General features: G+C 52.5%; 13 protein-coding genes and 1 tRNA gene. 10 read left to right on the plus strand and 4 right to left on the minus strand.

Annotated elements, in window-relative coordinates; translation table 11 throughout:
* Positions 1 to 29 precede the first annotated feature (29 nt).
* Positions 30 to 1,217, minus strand: a complete 1,188-nt coding sequence (locus tag WG929_RS15895; protein ID WP_416206896.1) for a pyridoxal phosphate-dependent aminotransferase — start codon at positions 1,215 to 1,217, stop codon at positions 30 to 32.
* A gap of 125 nt (positions 1,218 to 1,342) precedes the next feature.
* Here WG929_RS15895 and uvrB point away from each other — a divergent pair, with 125 nt between their 5' ends.
* Both uvrB and WG929_RS15905 read left to right on the plus strand, forming a co-directional pair.
* Complete coding sequence (gene uvrB, locus WG929_RS15900) at positions 1,343 to 3,373, plus strand: excinuclease ABC subunit UvrB (protein ID WP_416206863.1); 2,031 nt, start codon at positions 1,343 to 1,345, stop codon at positions 3,371 to 3,373.
* Positions 3,374 to 3,502: 129 nt separating this feature from the next.
* Positions 3,503 to 3,579 (plus strand) — tRNA-Val (locus WG929_RS15905).
* A gap of 379 nt (positions 3,580 to 3,958) precedes the next feature.
* On the opposite strand, the gene WG929_RS15910 is transcribed toward WG929_RS15905, so the two are convergent.
* The 3 genes from WG929_RS15910 to WG929_RS15920 form a co-directional block, all read right to left on the minus strand.
* On the minus strand, positions 3,959 to 4,834 hold the full coding sequence (locus WG929_RS15910) for a hypothetical protein (RefSeq protein WP_416206864.1): 876 nt from the start codon (positions 4,832 to 4,834) through the stop codon (positions 3,959 to 3,961).
* On the minus strand, positions 4,831 to 7,884 hold the full coding sequence (locus WG929_RS15915; RefSeq protein WP_416206865.1) for a S8 family peptidase: 3,054 nt from the start codon (positions 7,882 to 7,884) through the stop codon (positions 4,831 to 4,833). The genes WG929_RS15910 and WG929_RS15915 overlap by 4 nt, the downstream gene beginning before the upstream one ends.
* Positions 7,885 to 8,062: 178 nt before the next feature.
* The gene (locus WG929_RS15920) at positions 8,063 to 8,293 is read right to left on the minus strand and encodes a hypothetical protein (protein ID WP_416206866.1); all 231 of its coding nucleotides are present in this window, start codon (positions 8,291 to 8,293) and stop codon (positions 8,063 to 8,065) included.
* Positions 8,294 to 8,310: 17 nt separating this feature from the next.
* Here WG929_RS15920 and alaC point away from each other — a divergent pair, with 17 nt between their 5' ends.
* The 8 genes from alaC (at position 8,311) to WG929_RS15960 (ending at position 17,823) form a co-directional block, all read left to right on the plus strand.
* Positions 8,311 to 9,507 carry an alanine transaminase gene (alaC, locus tag WG929_RS15925; RefSeq protein WP_416206867.1) on the plus strand — a complete coding sequence of 399 codons (1,197 nt, stop codon included), beginning with the start codon at positions 8,311 to 8,313 and terminating at the stop codon, positions 9,505 to 9,507.
* 189 nt (positions 9,508 to 9,696) lie between these two features.
* Positions 9,697 to 10,995 carry a homoserine dehydrogenase gene (locus WG929_RS15930; protein ID WP_416206868.1) on the plus strand — a complete coding sequence of 433 codons (1,299 nt, stop codon included), beginning with the start codon at positions 9,697 to 9,699 and terminating at the stop codon, positions 10,993 to 10,995.
* Between the two features lie 174 nt (positions 10,996 to 11,169).
* Positions 11,170 to 13,383, plus strand: coding sequence for a flagellar biosynthesis protein FlhA (gene flhA, locus WG929_RS15935; RefSeq protein ID WP_416206869.1), 2,214 nt, complete (start codon positions 11,170 to 11,172; stop codon positions 13,381 to 13,383).
* A gap of 81 nt (positions 13,384 to 13,464) precedes the next feature.
* Positions 13,465 to 14,829 carry a flagellar biosynthesis GTPase FlhF gene (gene flhF, locus WG929_RS15940; RefSeq protein WP_416206897.1) on the plus strand — a complete coding sequence of 455 codons (1,365 nt, stop codon included), beginning with the start codon at positions 13,465 to 13,467 and terminating at the stop codon, positions 14,827 to 14,829.
* Between the two features lies 1 nt (position 14,830).
* Positions 14,831 to 15,652, plus strand: a complete 822-nt coding sequence (locus tag WG929_RS15945) for a MinD/ParA family protein (RefSeq protein ID WP_369854920.1) — start codon at positions 14,831 to 14,833, stop codon at positions 15,650 to 15,652.
* 3 nt (positions 15,653 to 15,655) lie between these two features.
* Positions 15,656 to 16,393 carry an RNA polymerase sigma factor FliA gene (locus WG929_RS15950; protein WP_435873323.1) on the plus strand — a complete coding sequence of 246 codons (738 nt, stop codon included), beginning with the start codon at positions 15,656 to 15,658 and terminating at the stop codon, positions 16,391 to 16,393.
* A gap of 266 nt (positions 16,394 to 16,659) precedes the next feature.
* Positions 16,660 to 17,034 carry a chemotaxis response regulator CheY gene (gene cheY, locus WG929_RS15955; protein WP_435873324.1) on the plus strand — a complete coding sequence of 125 codons (375 nt, stop codon included), beginning with the start codon at positions 16,660 to 16,662 and terminating at the stop codon, positions 17,032 to 17,034.
* Between the two features lie 15 nt (positions 17,035 to 17,049).
* Positions 17,050 to 17,823, plus strand: coding sequence for a protein phosphatase CheZ (locus tag WG929_RS15960; protein ID WP_416206871.1), 774 nt, complete (start codon positions 17,050 to 17,052; stop codon positions 17,821 to 17,823).
* Positions 17,824 to 17,831 lie beyond the last annotated feature (8 nt).

Raw genomic sequence — 17,831 nt, forward strand, 5'->3', positions numbered from 1 at the left:
AAATCTGGAAAGAAGGATGCGGGGCTGGATCAGCTGCTCAGCGCCTTGTCCAGACGTGCAATAGCATCTTTCAAGGTTTCCAGGCTGGTTGCGAACGACAGACGCATAAAACCCGGAGAGCCAAACGCTGAACCAGGCACCATGGCAACACCCGCCTCAATCAGCATTTTTTCTGCGAACTCGATGTCATCGCTGATACCCATGGTCGCCATCGCTTCCAGGAAGCTCGGGAAAGCGTAAAATGCGCCGTCCCCTTCGATGCATTCAACCCCTGGCAGTGCGTTAAGTGCAGCAACCAGATAATCATGGCGCTCCCTGAAGGCGGCAACCATGGGTTTGACACATTCATTGCCGCCATTCAAGGCGGCTTCGGCGGCGACCTGGGAAATGGATGTCGGGTTGGATGTGCTTTGTGACTGGATCTTTTTCATCGCACCAATCAGCTTGGCCGGGCCTGCGGCATAACCGATACGCCAGCCGGTCATACTGAAGGCCTTGGAGACACCATTTAATACGATGGTGCGCTCATACAGTTCAGGGCAGGCGTTAACAATATTGTGGAAGCCAAAATCGGCCCACAGGATCAGCTCGTACATGTCGTCGGTAGCGATCAGCACGTCAGGGTACTTGTTTAATACAGCACCAAGCACTTTCAGCTCATCCAGGCTGTATGCCTTGCCGGAAGGGTTGGATGGGCTGTTCAAGACCACCAGGCGTGTTTTGGGTGTAATGGCAGCATCCAGTTGTTCCGCCGTCATTTTGAACTGGTTGTCCATGGTTGTTTCAACGATCACCGGAGTGCCTTCCGCGATCTTGACCATATCGGGGTAAGACACCCAGTAAGGTGCCGGAATAACCACTTCGTCACCCGGATTCAGCAATGCCAGGCTCAGATTGAAAAAGCTCTGCTTGCCGCCACAAGACACCAGAATCTGGTTTGCCTCATACTCCAGGTTGTTGTCATTTTTAAACTTGCTGATAATGGCCTGCTTGAGACTGGGCGTTCCATCCACGGCGGTGTATTTGGTGAAGCCAGCGTTGATGGCATTGATGGCCGCTTTCTTGATGTGCTCAGGAGTGTCGAAATCCGGTTCGCCGGCACCAAGGCCGATAATGTCCTTACCTTCCGCACGCAAAACCGCAGCACGATTGGTGACTGCCAGCGTAGGAGAGGGCTTGATCTGTTGAACGCGATCAGACAGTTGCAGATCCAAAATGTGTATCCTCAAAACAGGCGTTATATAAAAGTGATAACCGGAACAGTGTTGCAAAATAATGAATTGCCCGGAATTAACGTCAAACCGCGAAATGTTACTAAATCTACCGACATACTGGAATCCCTATGAGCAAGACGTTTGAGCTCAAATCCAAATATTCACCTGCCGGGGATCAACCCGAAGCGATTCGGCAACTGGTTGCCGGTGTCGACGCCGGATTGCTCAAGCAAACGTTGCTCGGCGTGACGGGTTCCGGCAAGACCTACACCATGGCCAATGTGATTGCCCAATGTCAGCGCCCCACCATTATTATGGCCCACAACAAGACCCTGGCGGCGCAACTGTATGGCGAATTCAAAGACTTTTTCCCCGACAACGCGGTGGAGTATTTCGTCTCATACTATGACTACTATCAGCCAGAAGCCTATGTGCCCTCATCGGATACTTTTATTGACAAGGACGCCTCGGTTAACGAACACATTGAGCAGATGCGGCTGTCGGCCACCAAGGCACTGATGGAACGCCGCGATGCGATTATTGTTGCCACAGTGTCCGCAATTTACGGCCTTGGCGACCCGGATTCCTACCTCAAAATGATGCTACACCTGGTGCGTGGTGATCATATTGACCAGCGTACCATTCTGCGCCGTTTGGCCGAACTGCAATACACCCGCAACGACATGGACTTCCATCGCGGCACCTACCGAGTGCGCGGTGAAGTGATAGACGTCTTCCCGGCGGAAAGTGACGATGAAGCCGTGCGTATCGAGCTGTTTGATGACGAAGTAGAACAGCTCAGCACCTTCGACCCTCTGACCGGTGTGGTGCATAACCGTCTGGCGCGTGTCACCATCTACCCCAAAACCCACTATGTCACGCCACGGCAGCGCATCATTGATGCCATCGACGGAATCAAGGTTGAACTGGATGAACGGCTCGAATACTACCGCAACGAAAACCTGTTGGTAGAAGCCCAGCGACTGGAGCAGCGTACCCGCTACGATATCGAAATGATGCAGGAACTGGGCTATTGCTCCGGCATCGAAAACTACTCCCGTTACCTCTCGGGTCGGGAACAAGGTGCTCCGCCGCCAACGCTGTTTGACTACATCCCCAAAGATGCGCTGATATTTGTTGATGAAAGCCACGTCACCATTCCTCAAATCGGCGGTATGTATCGGGGTGACCGCTCGCGTAAGGAAACCCTGGTGCAGTTTGGTTTCCGGCTGCCATCGGCACTCGACAACCGGCCGATGCAATTCGAAGAATGGGAAGCCATTGTGCCGCAATGCATCTTTGTCTCCGCCACGCCAGGCAACTACGAAAAAGAACACCAGGACGCCGTTGTCGAACAGGTGGTACGGCCCACCGGACTGGTTGACCCGATCATAGAAATACGGCCAGCCACCGGTCAGGTGGACGATGTATTGCATGAACTGCGCCTGCGAGTGGACAAGGGCGAACGGATACTGATAACCGTACTCACCAAACGCATGGCCGAAGACCTGACTGACTTCCTGTTTGAACAAGGTGTCCGCGTCCGCTATCTGCACTCCGACATCGACACCGTCGAACGGGTAGAAATCATCCGCGACCTGCGGCTGGGCGAATTTGACGTGCTGGTAGGTATCAACCTGCTGCGGGAAGGGCTGGATATACCGGAAGTATCGCTGGTGGCCATCTTTGACGCCGACAAGGAAGGCTTCCTGCGTTCCGAACGCTCGTTGATCCAGACCATCGGTCGGGCCGCACGTAACCTCAACGGCCGGGCGATACTCTACGCCGACCGGGTGACCGACTCCATGCGCAAAGCCATGGAAGAAACCGACCGCCGCCGGGAAAAACAAGTCGCATACAACGAAGAACACGGCATCACCCCCAAAGGTGTATTCAAATCGGTTGAAGACATCCTCGAAGCGACGCCGGCACCGGGCAAAAAAAGCCGTCACAACAGCCGCAATCGCAAGGTCGCAGAAGACAAGGCAGGCTACGGACAAGACGACTGGAGCCGACTCTCTGCCACTCAACTGGTGAAAAAAGTCGCAGAAGTGGAAGACAGCATGTTCAAAGCCGCTCGTGACCTGAATTTTGAAACCGCCGCCAAACTTCGCGACCAGCTCCACGAAATGAAAGCGCAGATGATAGCCAACAGCTGACGCCCATTTACTGGCTAACTAGCAGGTGATAGAGGGTCAGTGGTTTTATCAGAATCATCAACCTTCTACGAAAAAGCACGATGAGGGGTTGCGTAGTGGGAAAACCAGAAGTAATATACGCGCCTCTTTAGGACTATAGCTCAGTTGGTTAGAGCGCTACCTTGACATGGTAGAGGTCCCCAGTTCGAATCTGGGTAGTCCTACCAAGAATTCCTATACAAATCAGTCGCTTACGAGCGGCTTTTTTGTGTCTGTCAGGCTGGTTTCGACGTGTTGGCAATACACCCCTGTGTGTCAATCCAAGCCTGAGTCAGTGGATTTTGAGATAATCGGCAGCCAAGAAGTTAATGACTGCATCCCGGCAACTCAATCAAAGGCAATGCGAACTTTTATCGCGCACTGTACTGGAATCGACATTTGGCCGGAAATGTTTTTGCTCGCTTGAAGCAGTCCCTGGCTGTAGCCATTCGGTGCGATAAGCTGCGGAGGAATTATGACTGTGTGGTTGCTCTGGCCTGTGCTGTTCTTTGATTATCCATGTGAAACGGCAACAGACCTTGGGGATTGAGCGTCAATCATTATGTTCTATAGCAGGGGCGGCAATACCGGGATGTCTTTGTAAGACAAGCGGTTTTCGTCTACTGCTGCTTGTGCGTTCAGTGCTTGAAGTTCATTGGTGATGTCGGTGTATGGGTCTCTGTCAATAGACGAAGCAAGCGTCAGTGCCAGTTGGGTTAGCTCCGTTTCGCTTTGTTCCAATATTGATTGATCGCTTGCCGTTATGGCTGCTAAAGCCTCTGTCATTGAGCTGGAATTGCTGTATACCGCTAGAAGGCTGGCGGACATCAGTTGGTCTTGTAGTTGCTGGGTATCCAGCTCTGTGCCTGTTACATCAACAACGGTAATGAGGTCGGCACGTTGTGATAGTGAAAATCGTTCTTGCAGCGAGACGTAGGCGGCTTCTAGCTCTTCCGCAGACGGTGGAGTGCTGAAAGTGCGTGCTAACGCATGGGTAAAGGGGTTAACACTGATGGGATCATTGCCATTCCAATTACCTATCCACGCGGTTAGCTGAAATTCCTCCGGCACGGATTGCCATTCACCGAAGTCGGTGACGCCATTATTGTTGCTATCCAACTCCGAGCGGGTAGCTGTGCCACACTCAAGTAAATCGCACTGCGCCAAAGTACTGGCGTCTTTCATGCCCGTGACAGTGATGTAGACGACCTGAGGTACATCTTTCAATGTGATATGGAAGGTCGCTGTCTCATCTGTTTGCGTACTGATAAACGGCGTATTTTGTAGGGTTTTATTTTCTATTTGATAGATATCAACCTGTGCGTGTGCAACCAGCCCTTTGCTGACCACACCCTTCAGAGTCGTTGATTTGTTGTCGTCTGACTTACTGCATCCACTGAGGGCAACCGCAAGGACGAGTAATATCTGTGTTGGTGTTTTCATCCTTTTGTCACCCAGAATCCTTGACCGGAGCGAATACGGCTAATGAGTGTGTATCCAGAGTTTTCTAGCTGACTGCGCAGCGTGTTGTCTGGCGACCAACCCTTGAAGAGCCCGTCTTCGAACACCCAAACGAAGCGCACGTCACTGAAAAACGCCGTCAGGTCTTCAATATCGGTAGATGCGCCGACTAAGAATGTGCCGGTTGAAAGCGTTGATATGTCATCCGGTGTGGTAGCAATAACGGATAGTCCCCAATCTTGTGGGGCATCAAGGATGGCCTGTTGTGCTAGCTGTGTTTGGTTGGCGGCATTTTCTAGCGTCATCATGCCAAACTCATTGGGGTTGTCTGCCAGTGCGGCTAAAGTTGCTTGCTCTGCCAATGCTGCGGCTTGTTGTGATGCAGCATCCGCTGCCTGTTGTGAGACAAGTCCGACAGCAGAAGGGTTGGCAATAATGGCTTCCTCTCGTGCAGATGCTGCGTTGTTGGCCATGCTTTGTGCGGTTGCAGTGCTGACTAAGTCAAAGTTTCCCGGTGAGTTCTGAATGGTTGTCAATAAATCGCTTTGCGCTCTATCTATTAAGGCTTGCTCAGTGTCTGAAATTGAGAGGATTGAAATATTCAAACTGGATGATTGGGAAGCCGTCTCTGTCGATGCTTCTGCAATGACGGTGTAAACGCCTGCCGTGGAATAGACTACTGTCGTTACTGAACCAGAGCGGTAGGGTTGGAAGCCGTTGCCATCTCCAACATTAATTCGCATGCGTGTCTCTTCTGAAGAGTTGTCTGAAAGCGTTGCGACCAGAGATACAGGGTAGCCGACACGAGGAATACCGGAGTAGGTAAGAGAATCAATGACGGGGAGGTCTATTTGTTCTAGGTCACCGATGAGCAAACTCATGTTGTCATGGAGGGCGTAGGTATTATAGCTATAGGTGACGCCATAGCCACTGTCTTCAACACCAACGGTCGCCGTTGAGCCGCCAGAATGACTATCGGAAGTAATTATGTTGGCATAGTTATAATAAACAATTGGGGTGGATTCATTAAATACCACCTGAAAAGACACTGGCTCGTTACCGTAATAAAAATGAATGTTGGTATAGTTGATCACCAGTTTGCGATTTGGCGTTGTTCCCTTGACTTCCCATGTATAGCTACCGGATGAGTTGTAAAGGTCATCCCAGAAAGGGGCGAAGACATGGTTTACACCGAGCGAAGGCAATAATGTGTTGGTGTAGACGGAGCTGGCTCCCGAATCACCAAAGAGAAGACCGTTGCTACTCACGGTTATGGTATTGGTTGTGCCAAATGGTGTTGTAATTGAGAAGTCCAGCTCGATAGTTTCAAGGTCATCGTCGCCTAAATTCAGTTCGGTTGGGTTGTCGATAGATTCAAACTGATAGTTTACTTCGGTAATGCTTGGGAATCGGGTGCTCGTGATCGAGAAGGACTGGTCTGAGGCTCCGACAACGTCAATATTAATCGTGCCAATCCAGCTGGCTTCAATTTCACCAGAAAATATGCCGTCATTTGCAATGTTATCGCTACCGATCCCGTTGTCCATCAGTTCGATGGAAGTATCCTGGTAGTTTAATGTGACCGTATCTGAGGGTTCGCCGCAATTTAAGCTGGCGAAGTGAACGGCCAGTGTATCTTGGTAAATGATCGATACTGAGCTGGAAGAGGGGGCGACTCGGGTAATCGTTGTAGTATCTCCACAGTTGATTGCACCGTCACCTTCCGGGTTAAATAACTGAAGTCGACCATAGCGTGTTTCACCGTCGTATAAATCTTTGTCAGAGGCGTTTGTTAGGAGTAGTGATTTTAATCCGTTTGAAGATACATCTGGGTGCGCAGCTTTGAGCAATGCTAAAGCACCTGTTACATGCGGTGCAGCCATTGACGTACCAGAGTAAGACTCATAGTTGTTACCCGGCACCGAGCTGTAAATTTCGACCCCTGGAGCCGCGATATCAACGCTATTGCCATAATTTGAGAAATAAGCAAAATTACCATTGTGGTCTATTGCAGCCACGGAAATAATATTGGCGATATCATACGATGCTGGATAACTAGGCTGCGAGTCGATATTAGTGCCTTCATTACCGGATGCCGCCACGAATAAAATACCAAGAGAGTTATGAACGGAAATAACCTCTTCCATTAACGCGGAGTAACCGCCACCACCCCAACTGTTGTTGGTAGCGACCAAATTCAGGCCCTTATCGATTTTCAAACTGGCCATATAATCGAGGCATTCAATCGCCCCTGAGGCGTAGCCTTCACCATTTGCATCAAGAAAGCGGCACGGAATGATTTGGCTGGTCCAATTGACGCCAGTGATGCCAATGCCATTATTACCCACGCCAGCAATAGTTCCGGCTACGTGAGTTCCATGGCCACCTTCATCCATGGGGTCGCTATCGTTAGCGGAAGTATCAATGCCGTGAACGTCGTCTACCCAGCCATTGGCATCATCATCAATACCGTTACCTGCTATTTCATCTGGATTGGTCCAGACATTGGCGGCCAAGTCTTCATGTGTATAGTCAACGCCGGAGTCAATTACACCAACATATACTTGGCTGCTGCCAGTTGAATAAGCCCACGCTTCTTCAGCATTAATATCGAAATCATCAGGATCATTTAATCCCCACAGTAGGGAGTAGTCTGGATCGTTTGGCGCGGTAGACAGTGATGGGGTGTCAGTAGGAGTGTCTGATTGCGTCAGCGCATGTATTTCGTAATCGGGATACACCGCTTTTACGCCAGGAATGGCAGAGAGTATTTTCAGGTTCTGCGCTATCGACGTTGAGTAATGGGTATCTACCAATTCAATATTTTTCAGATAACCATGCTTCTTTATACTAGAGAATGCACCGTACTGATTGACGTTGAGCTGTCTTTGTTTTGTGGTGTCTTCCCAAACAATAATCACCCTGGAGTCGTGTACTGCGTGCCCTTGGTAGTTTGCTGCGAGAGAGGAAACGGCAGAGCCAAATAACAGAATGCCGAAGCAGGCAGGGGCGAACAACGCAGAGTGTCTCATATCAATTCCTTGAATAGTATGTCCTTGGGGCGAAGTGTAATCGCTCAGAAGGGTCTTCTCAATTGAAACTTTGGCCCACTTGCAATTAGCGTGTCCAGATTCTCCGTTTCAATTGTCCAATTGCGCAGCAGCTAATTTGATGTCACGTCAGGTGATTTTCTGGTTCAGAAACGAGTTGCTATTGAATTTTGGCGGGCTTGGCATTGTCGGCATATCTCACCCTAACGGGTTTCGACATGGACAACGTGTCGTCGGGTTTAGCGTCAATTGCTGGCGTACTAAGCTGATTCGTGATTTGTTTTTTTGACAGGTCGGCAGTTAACCATGCTGGTTTGGCTATCATGCAGGAGCCAGTGATTCCATTGATCAAACTGCCGCCATCCAGTAGCCTGTTGGGCTTTTCAGCCATTGACGAAAGAGTCCTCCATGAACAAGCATTTTCCGCGCATTGAGCGTTTGCCCCCCTATGTTTTCAACGTGATCGGTGAGTTGAAAATGGCGGCGCGAGCCCGTGGTGAAGATGTTGTGGATCTGTCGATGGGGAATCCCGATCAAGACACACCGCAACACATTGTCGACAAGCTGATCGAGACAGTGCAGAAAGAAGGCACGCATCGTTACAGCCAATCAAAAGGGATCCCACGCCTGCGCAGGGCGATGGCGAACTGGTATAAAAAGCGTTACGACGTTGATCTGAATCCGGATACGGAAGTGATTACCACCATTGGGTCGAAGGAAGGTTTGGCGCATTTGGCGCTGGCGACGCTGGGCCCTGGCGATGCGGTACTGGTGCCGAATCCGGCGTATCCGATTCATCCTTACGGTTTTGTGTTGGCCGGTGCCGATATTCGCCATGTGCCACTGACGCCGGATGTGGATTTTTTTGCCGAGCTGGAAAAAGCGATCAAAACCAGTTGGCCGAAGCCAAAAATGCTGGTGCTTAATTTTCCCGGTAATCCAACCGGTCAGTGTGTCGAACTGGATTTCTTCGAACGAGTGGTAGATATGGCTCGTGAGCATGAAATCTGGGTAGTGCAGGATCTGGCTTATGCCGACATTGCGTTTGATGGTTATCAGCCGCCGTCCATTCTGCAGGTAGAAGGCGCCAGAGAAGTGGCGGTGGAGTTTTTCTCGTTGTCAAAAAGCTACAACATGCCGGGCTGGCGAGTGGGTTTTTGCTGCGGTAATAAAGACCTGATTCATGCGCTTGGCAGGATCAAGTCCTACCTCGATTATGGTACATTCACCCCCATTCAGGTGGCGGCGATTGCGGCACTGGAAGGCGATCAGTCGGTGGTCGGGGAGATCTGCGAGATGTACAAGCATCGTCGCGATGTGTTGTGCAAGGGTCTGAATGACATGGGCTGGCAGGTCGAGATCCCGAAGGCCACGATGTTTGTCTGGGCACGTATTCCTGAACCGTATCGCTCTATGGGGTCGCTGGAGTTCAGTAAAAAGTTATTGCTGGAAGCCAGGGTCGCGGTATCTCCCGGCATCGGTTTTGGTGAGTACGGCGATGATCATGTACGACTGGCGCTGATTGAAAACGATCAACGCACGCGTCAGGCATTACGTGGCATCAAGAATATGCTGCGCAAGGATGGTCACTATCGGGGTGACTGAGCCGGGCAACGGAACAGCGCACTGGGCAGCACTGCATACTCAGGCGTGCAAGTACGCATGACGGCGACTGTGGCGGCATGACGGTAAAAGCCGTTAGTGTGAAGCCGTTATTGCAGTCAGCATCAAACAACGTAAGAACGACGCACAGCGCTGCAACGTTCGATTTAATCCAGAAGAGAGGAGAAGACCTTGAAGCCGGTAAAAGTAGGTATCTGCGGTTTAGGTACAGTCGGTGGTGGTACGTTTAATGTACTGACCACCAATGCGAAAAATATTGCACGCCGGGCAGGTCGCGAGATTATTGTGGCGCAAATCGGAACGCGTCGTCCCAATTCGGATTGCGACACCCGCAATATCCCTATGACCAGCGATATTTTTGAAGTGGCTAAAAACCCTGATATCGATGTGGTGGTGGAACTGATTGGTGGCTACGAGGTGGCACGTGAGCTGGTGATGACAGCGATTGAGCACGGCAAGCACGTAGTGACGGCTAACAAGGCGCTGATTGCGGAACACGGTGAAGAGATTTTTGCCCTGGCGGAAGCGAAAGGCGTATCGGTCATGTACGAAGCCGGTGTGGCCGGTGGTATTCCTATCATCAAGGCGCTGCGGGAAGGACTGGCTGCCAACCGTATCAACTGGCTGGCCGGTATTATCAACGGTACGGGTAACTTTATCCTGACCGAGATGCGCGACAAGGGCCGAGATTTTAACGACGTACTGCAAGAAGCCCAGCAGCTGGGTTACGCTGAAGCCGATCCGACGTTTGATGTTGAGGGTATCGATGCTGCCCACAAACTGACGATTCTGGCGTCGATTGCCTACGGTATTCCGCTGCAATTTGCGCGCTGCTATACCGAAGGCATCAGCAAAATTACTCAGGATGACGTCGAGTATGCCGAAGAACTGGGGTATCGCATCAAACATCTGGGCGTCAGCCGCCAGACAGAAAAAGGCATCGATTTACGTGTGCATCCGACCCTGATTCCGGAAGCCCGGCCAATTGCCAAGGTTGATGGCGTATTAAACGCCGTGATGGTCAACGGCAATGCCGTTGGCGATACCCTGTACGTTGGTGCCGGTGCCGGTGCTGGCCCAACCGCGTCTGCCGTCGTAGCGGATATTATTGATCTGGCCCGCACGTTGGAAGCGGATGCGGCTGCCCGTGTCAATCACCTGGCTTATAACGAGATTGAAAACGAGCAGGTTTTGCCGATTGAGGAAGTTGAAACTTCCTACTACCTGCGGATCCAGGTACAGGATAAAACCGGTGTGCTGGCGTCAGTCGCGACGATTCTGAGTGAGCGCGGCATCAATATTGAAGCCATCATCCAGAAAGAGCCAAAAGAAGGTGAAGAGCTGGCGCAGATCATTTTGCTGACGCATCGTATCGTGGAAAAAACCATGAACGGTGCCATTGCCGCTATTCAGGCACTGGACAGCACGGTTGGCGATGTGACCCGTATTCGGGTTGAACACCTGGACTGATGCTGGTCAGGCGGCCGTTATCGGCCGCCTTGTTCCGATTTCCGATTTCCGATTTCCGATTTCCGATTTCCGATTTCCGATTTCCGATTTCCGATTTCCGATTTCCGATTTCTTGCTTCTGGCCCATTTATTGCGATCCTTCTGTCTGATAACGGTTTTTTGACAGGTAGGGTTATGGCATTGGCCACATCTCAAGTGTTTTCTCACGTCAAGCAAGGCATGTCGCTGCTGTCCCAGGGTAACCTCAGTGTGCCATTAATGGTGGTGATCCTGTTGGGGATGATGACGCTGCCGCTGCCGCCCTTGCTGTTGGATACGTTTTTTACCTTCAACATTGCTTTGTCGATTGTTGTGTTGCTGGTGAGTGTGTATGCCCTGCGGCCACTCGATTTCACTATTTTCCCGACCATCCTGCTGGTGGCAACCTTGTTGCGGCTGGCGTTAAACGTTGCCTCCACTCGCGTGGTGTTGATGAATGGCCATGAAGGGGGAGACTCTGCCGGCAAGGTAATCGAAGCCTTCGGCGAGGTATTGATTGGCGGTAACTACGCCGTTGGTCTGGTGGTCTTTATGATCCTCATGATCATCAACTTTGTGGTGGTCACCAAGGGTGCCGGACGGGTGTCCGAAGTGAGTGCCCGCTTCACTCTGGATGCCATGCCAGGCAAGCAAATGGCCATCGATGCGGATCTTAATGCCGGTTTGATTGATGCCGACCAGGCCCGCAGTCGGCGTAACGAGGTCGCGGCGGAAGCCGATTTTTATGGCTCGATGGACGGTGCCAGCAAGTTTGTCAAAGGCGATGCCGTCGCCGGTATTTTGATTCTGATCATTAACGTTGTTGGTGGCTTTGCCATCGGCATGGGCCAGCACAACCTCAATTTTGCCGATGCTGTGGAGGTGTATACCTTGCTGGCTATTGGTGACGGTCTGGTTGCCCAGATTCCGTCGCTGCTGCTGTCGACCGCGACTGCCATTATGGTGACGCGTAATGGCGGTGATGAAGGCATGGGGGCGCAGGTGTTTGGCCAGATGTTTGCCGCCCCCCAAGCACTGGGGGTTGCTGCTGGATTGATGTTCCTGATGGGGGTTGTGCCCGGTATGCCGCATACCATCTTCCTCAGTTCCGCGCTGGTAGCGGGCGGTCTGGCTTATGCCATTCGTTACAAGAAAGAGGGCGGCCAGTTGGGGGATGCGGTGGTGAAACGGCTGGGCGGCAAGCCCAAAGCTCAGGAAAAATTGCCGGTGCGGGGCAGTGGTGGGGCGCTGGAAGCACCGAAAGAAAAAGCCGAACAAGCGATCAAGCAGCTGGAGGTCAAGGAACTGGGCTGGGACGACGTGGAACCGGTGGATCGCGTCGGTCTGGAAGTGGGCTATCGTTTGATTCCGTTGGTCGACAAACATCAGGGTGGCCAGCTGTTGAACCGGATCAAGGGGGTACGGCGCAAGCTATCGCAAGATCTGGGTTTCCTGATGCCTTCGGTTCATATTCGCGACAATCTCGATCTGTTACCCAACCAATACCGCATCACCCTGATGGGGGTTACGCTGGCGGAAGCCGAAATTTACCCGGAACGGGAAATGGCGATTAATCCCGGTGAAGTTTTTGGCAAGATTGACGGCATCTCGGCACGTGACCCGGCATTCGGGATGGATGCGTTCTGGATTGAATCCAGCCAGAAAGACCGCGCCCAGACACTCGGTTACACCGTGGTAGATGCCAGTACCGTCGTCGCGACCCATCTGAATCAGAAACTCTATCGTCACGCCCACGAATTATTGGGACACGAAGACGTACAGAAGCTGCTGGACATGCTAGCGACTTCCTCCCCCAAGCTGGCTGAAGAGCTGGTACCGAATAAAGTCTCGATCAGCCAGTTACTGACCGTACTGCAAAGTCTGTTGAAAGAGCAGGTGCCGATTCGGGATCTGCGCTCAATCGCCGAATCTTTGGCGAATAGCCCCGCCAATAGTCAAGATCCTGCCGCTCTGGTGGCATCGGCCCGTATGGGTCTGCGGCGCCTGATCGTCCAGAACATCTATGGCCACGGGGATGAGCTGCCGGTTGTCACCCTGGATCCAGGACTGGAACAGTTATTGCTCAAGTCCTATCAACAGTCATTACAGCAGGCGCAGCAAACGGGTGGGCAAGCCGGTTTGATTCTTGAACCGGCAATGGCCGACACCTTGCAACGCTCGTTAGCGGAAGCCGTGCAGGCACAGGAAATGGCGGGCCACCCGGCGGTATTGCTGGTGACCAGTCAGATACGGGCAGCGATGGCGCAGTTTGTTCGTAACACCCTGGAGCAGCTTCATGTGCTGGCGTACCAGGAAATACCGGACAACAAGAGTATCAATATTGCGGCTGCTGTCGGCAGTCAACGTTGATAAAAAACACCGGGTGGCAAGGGTTGGTCACTGGATAACCGCATTGGGGAAATCCCTGATGATTCAGAGCGAGATGTGGCTATGAAAGTAAAACGCTTCATGGGAACCAATATGCAGCAGGCGTTACGGCTGGTGTCCCAGGATCTGGGGGCTGATGCCGTCATTCTGTCGAGCAAGAAAGTCGCCGAGGGGTTTGAAGTGGTCGCCGCGCTGGATTACCAGAGTGAGCAACAGAATCCGGTCGAGGTTGAACGTCAGCTCGAACTGCAGCGGGAACTGGAGCGCGCCAAGGATATGAGCCGTGAACGTCAGCGTGCCCGCGCTGCTGGAGAGCCATTACCTGAATTTACCCCCGTAAGCATGCCGGACAGAGCAGGAGCACAGCTGTCAACACGACCGTCATCAACACCGGTGTTGGAAGACGGCAAGGAGCAATCGTCACGGCCGTCTGCCAGTAGTAATGACAGCCAGTATCACCAGATGATGGAACGCATGAGTGGTGAACTGAGTGAATTAAAAAACTGGATGGTCAGCCACGGTGGCAGCGCCTGGGATACTGGTCGTCCGATCACTTGGAAGCAAAGCCAGCTGTGGCAGCGTTGCCAGGATGTCGGGCTGGAACCATCCTGGTCGGATCGGATTGTCTCGCAGGTCACAGAACAGAACGACATGGGACGGGCCTGGAAGCAGGTGCTGCGGCAGATGGCGGTCGATTTGCCGGTCGCCAAACAGGGCAGCCTCGACAAGGGGGGCGTCTTTGCCCTTGTGGGTCCGACAGGTGCCGGAAAAACCACCACCATTGGCAAACTGGCCGCCCGCTTTGTTATCCAGCACGGTGCTGATGCCGTTGCACTGGTGAGTATCGACAGCTATCGCGTTGCCGCGCATGACCAGTTGCGTTCAGTGGCCCGGATTTTAGGCGTGGAATTACACACCGTGGCCCCAGGCGAAGACTTGGCGGCGACGTTGGAAACACTGACGGGTAAGAAAAAGAAGCGCCTGGTGCTGGTCGATACCGCTGGTCTGGCGAGTCAGGATCCATCGTTTCAGGGACAGTTAGCGATGTTGAAGCGGGCCTGTACCCGTAAAGGCAGTGGTTCGCGTATGCGCTGCTTGCTGACCTTGCCGTTGACCAGTCAGGGACGTTGCTTGCAGGAAAATTATGAACACTTTAAACCGGCCGGACTGGCGGGCTGTATTTTTACCAAACTGGACGAGTGTTTCAGTCTTGGGCCTGCGATGAGTGTGGCAGCCCTGACCCGGTTGCCATTAGTGATGATTGCGGATGGCCCGAAGATTCCCGATGACCTGCATTATCCGGATGCTGGCAAGTTAGTCAGACTGGCGGAGCAAATGGCGCGTATGGCGCGTACCCGCTGGCAGGCGGCAGAGGCCATGAGTCTGGCCAATCGTCGCCAGACCGGTTCCCTACAAGGAGTTCATTAATATGGCAAATCATCCTGTTCAAGTCATTGCCGTCAGCGGTGGCAAGGGAGGTGTGGGTAAAAGTAACGTCTCCGTCAACCTGGCGATCGGACTGGCAGAGCTGGGGCGTCGTGTTGTGGTATTGGACGCTGACCTTGGATTGGCCAATATCGATATTCTGCTGGGTATCAGTTCCGCCCGCACCATTGAAAACGTACTGGCAGGGGAGTGTGACCTGCGTGACATCATGGTTCGTGGCCCTGGCGGTATTCGCATTGTACCGGCGGCCTCTGGCACCCAGAAACTGTCGCAGCTGAACAATAGGGAGCATGCCGGGTTGATACAGGCCTTCAGTGAGCTGGGCGACGATATCGACGTCTTGATCGTTGATACCGCAGCGGGCATCTCCGATACCGTGCTCAGTTTTGTGTGTGCGGCTCAGGAAGTATTGCTGGTAGTGACCGACGAACCCACCTCGATTACCGACGCCTACGCCCAGATCAAGTTGTTAAGTCGGGATTACGGCATGTTCCGCTTTCGTATCGTCGCCAATATGGTGCGTACCCCACAAGACGGCCATGCGCTATTTGCCAAACTCACCAAGGTGACGGATCGCTTCCTCGACGTGGCTTTGCAGTATGTCGGCGCGGTTCCCCAGGACGACGCCGTCAAGCGTGCGGTTCAGCGTCAGAAAGCGGTGATTGAAACCTATCCCCGTTCCCGTGCGGCAATTGCCTTCCGGGCGCTGGCGAAAAAAGTGGATGCCTGGCCACTACCAACGACACCACGGGGTCATCTGGAGTTTTTTGTTGATCGTCTGGTGCAGCAACAGGTTGGAGTGTGAGTTGTGAATCGGAGCAGTTGCCTCGCCTATACCGAGGTTGAAAAACACAAGGTGGATGAGCGTGTGCATGAGCACGCGACTCTGGTCAAGCGTATCGCCCACCACATGATGGCACGGCTACCGGATTCGGTGCAGGTCAACGATCTGATCCAGGCTGGCATGATTGGCTTGTTGGAAGCGGCGCGTAAATACGATGGCGACAAAGGCGCCAGCTTTGAAACCTATGCAGGCATCCGTATTCGGGGTGCCATGCTGGATGAAATTCGTCGGGGCGATTGGGCACCACGTTCGGTGCATCGCAACAGCCGCCGGATCAGTGAAGCGATCCAGCAAATAGAAGGTGAAACCGGCCGCGATGCGGAAGACAGTGACGTGGCTGAGCGTCTGGGACTGAGTGCCGACGACTATCACGCAATCCTGCGCGACAGCGCTGGATGCCGACTGTTCAGCTATGAAGAAATGCTCGAAAACAACGACGGTAGTGATGGCGTCGATGCTCTCTTGTCCAACAACGATGATCCATCCCACAGTATCGAACGGGGGGCTTTTCAGCAGCAGCTGGCGGATGCCATTCGTGGCCTGCCAGAGCGGGAGCAACTGGTGTTATCGCTCTATTATGATGAAGAACTCAACCTCAAGGAAATAGGCGCCGTACTGGGAGTGAGTGAAAGCCGGGTGTGCCAGATTCACAGTCAGGCGGCCCATCGATTGAAGGCTCGACTGGGTGGCTGGGCAAGCTGAATTTCCCTTGTTTCTGCGCTACGACAGAGCACTTGTATTCAGTTATTCCCCGTCTGGCCGATACCCTTGTCGACAGCATGAAACCGCAGGGATTGCGGTTGTTAGTGGTTGGCCATGGCGACAACAGGAAACTCTCCAGGCTTGCTGGATAACCGTCAGACTGGGTCTACACTTGCAGTAGAGTCCTTGAGTACTACGGGTATCAATGGGCATCAGAAACGGCTTGTTAGAAAAGTCGACTATTGGAGGTCGTTTTGGACAAGAACATGAAAATCCTCATCGTTGACGATTTTTCCACGATGAGACGCATCGTTAAAAATCTGCTGCGCGATCTGGGCTTCACCAATACTGCTGAAGCAGATGATGGATCAACCGCCTTGCCGATGTTGCAGCAAGGTGACTTCGATTTCCTGGTAACAGACTGGAATATGCCTGGGATGACGGGGATTGATCTGCTCAAAAAGGTGAGGGCAGACGAGCGACTGCGAAGCTTGCCCGTATTGATGGTGACCGCAGAAGCCAAGCGCGAGCAGATCGTGGCGGCCGCTCAGGCTGGTGTGAACGGTTACGTCGTGAAGCCATTTACTGCTGCAGTGCTCAAGGAAAAGATTGAAAAAATCTTTGAGCGTGTCGAAAGCTAACTCCGGGGTTTACCCATGTCCGAGAGCAATTCGCAACCACTGGCGCAGTCGACCAGCCTGGCAATGAAAAACCTGGCGCAGTCGATGGTGGAAAGCATTGAGCGCGGCGAAGTCAGTCATGCGGTGTCCCTGGTGAATCAGCTGAATGATGTACGGGATAAGACCCTGTATGAAGAAATTGGTCGACTCACCAGAGCACTGCACGAAGCCATCAAAAACCTCAATATTGAATCGCCGGGTGCCGGGTCAGAGATCGAAAGTGCGACCGACAAACTTGAGTACGTGATCGAGATGACCAACAAGTCGGCTAATCGCACCATGGATCTGGTGGATGCCGGTATGCCGTTGGCACTTTCCATTCGGGATCGAGCCGGTTCATTAGGGCAACAATGGCAGCGATTTCTTAACAAGGAACTCAAGCCGGATGAATTCCGGGTATTGTCGCGGGATATCGACGCTTTTTTGACCACCAGTCAACAGCAATCCGGCGAGTTGAAAGATCAGCTCTCCGAAATTCTACTGGCTCAGGATTTCCAGGATCTGACCGGCCAGGTAATTCAGAAAGTGGCCACGCTGGTTCGGGATGTGGAAAGTCGGCTGGTCAATCTGGTGGTGATGGCGGGTACGGTCGATTCCATTACGGGTATTACACATGCAGATCTGGAATTGGTTAAACAAGACGAGGTCTCTGCAATTACTGCTGAAGGCCCACAGATTGATAAAACGGTGGATGGTGTGGTCGCTAGTCAGGATGACGTTGATGACCTGTTGTCCAGTTTGGGTTTTTAAAGGGGCAG

Origin of the sequence: Oceanobacter antarcticus (assembly GCF_044962685.1) — a bacterium.
GTDB classification, from domain to species: Bacteria; Pseudomonadota; Gammaproteobacteria; order Pseudomonadales; family Oceanobacteraceae; genus Oceanobacter; species Oceanobacter antarcticus.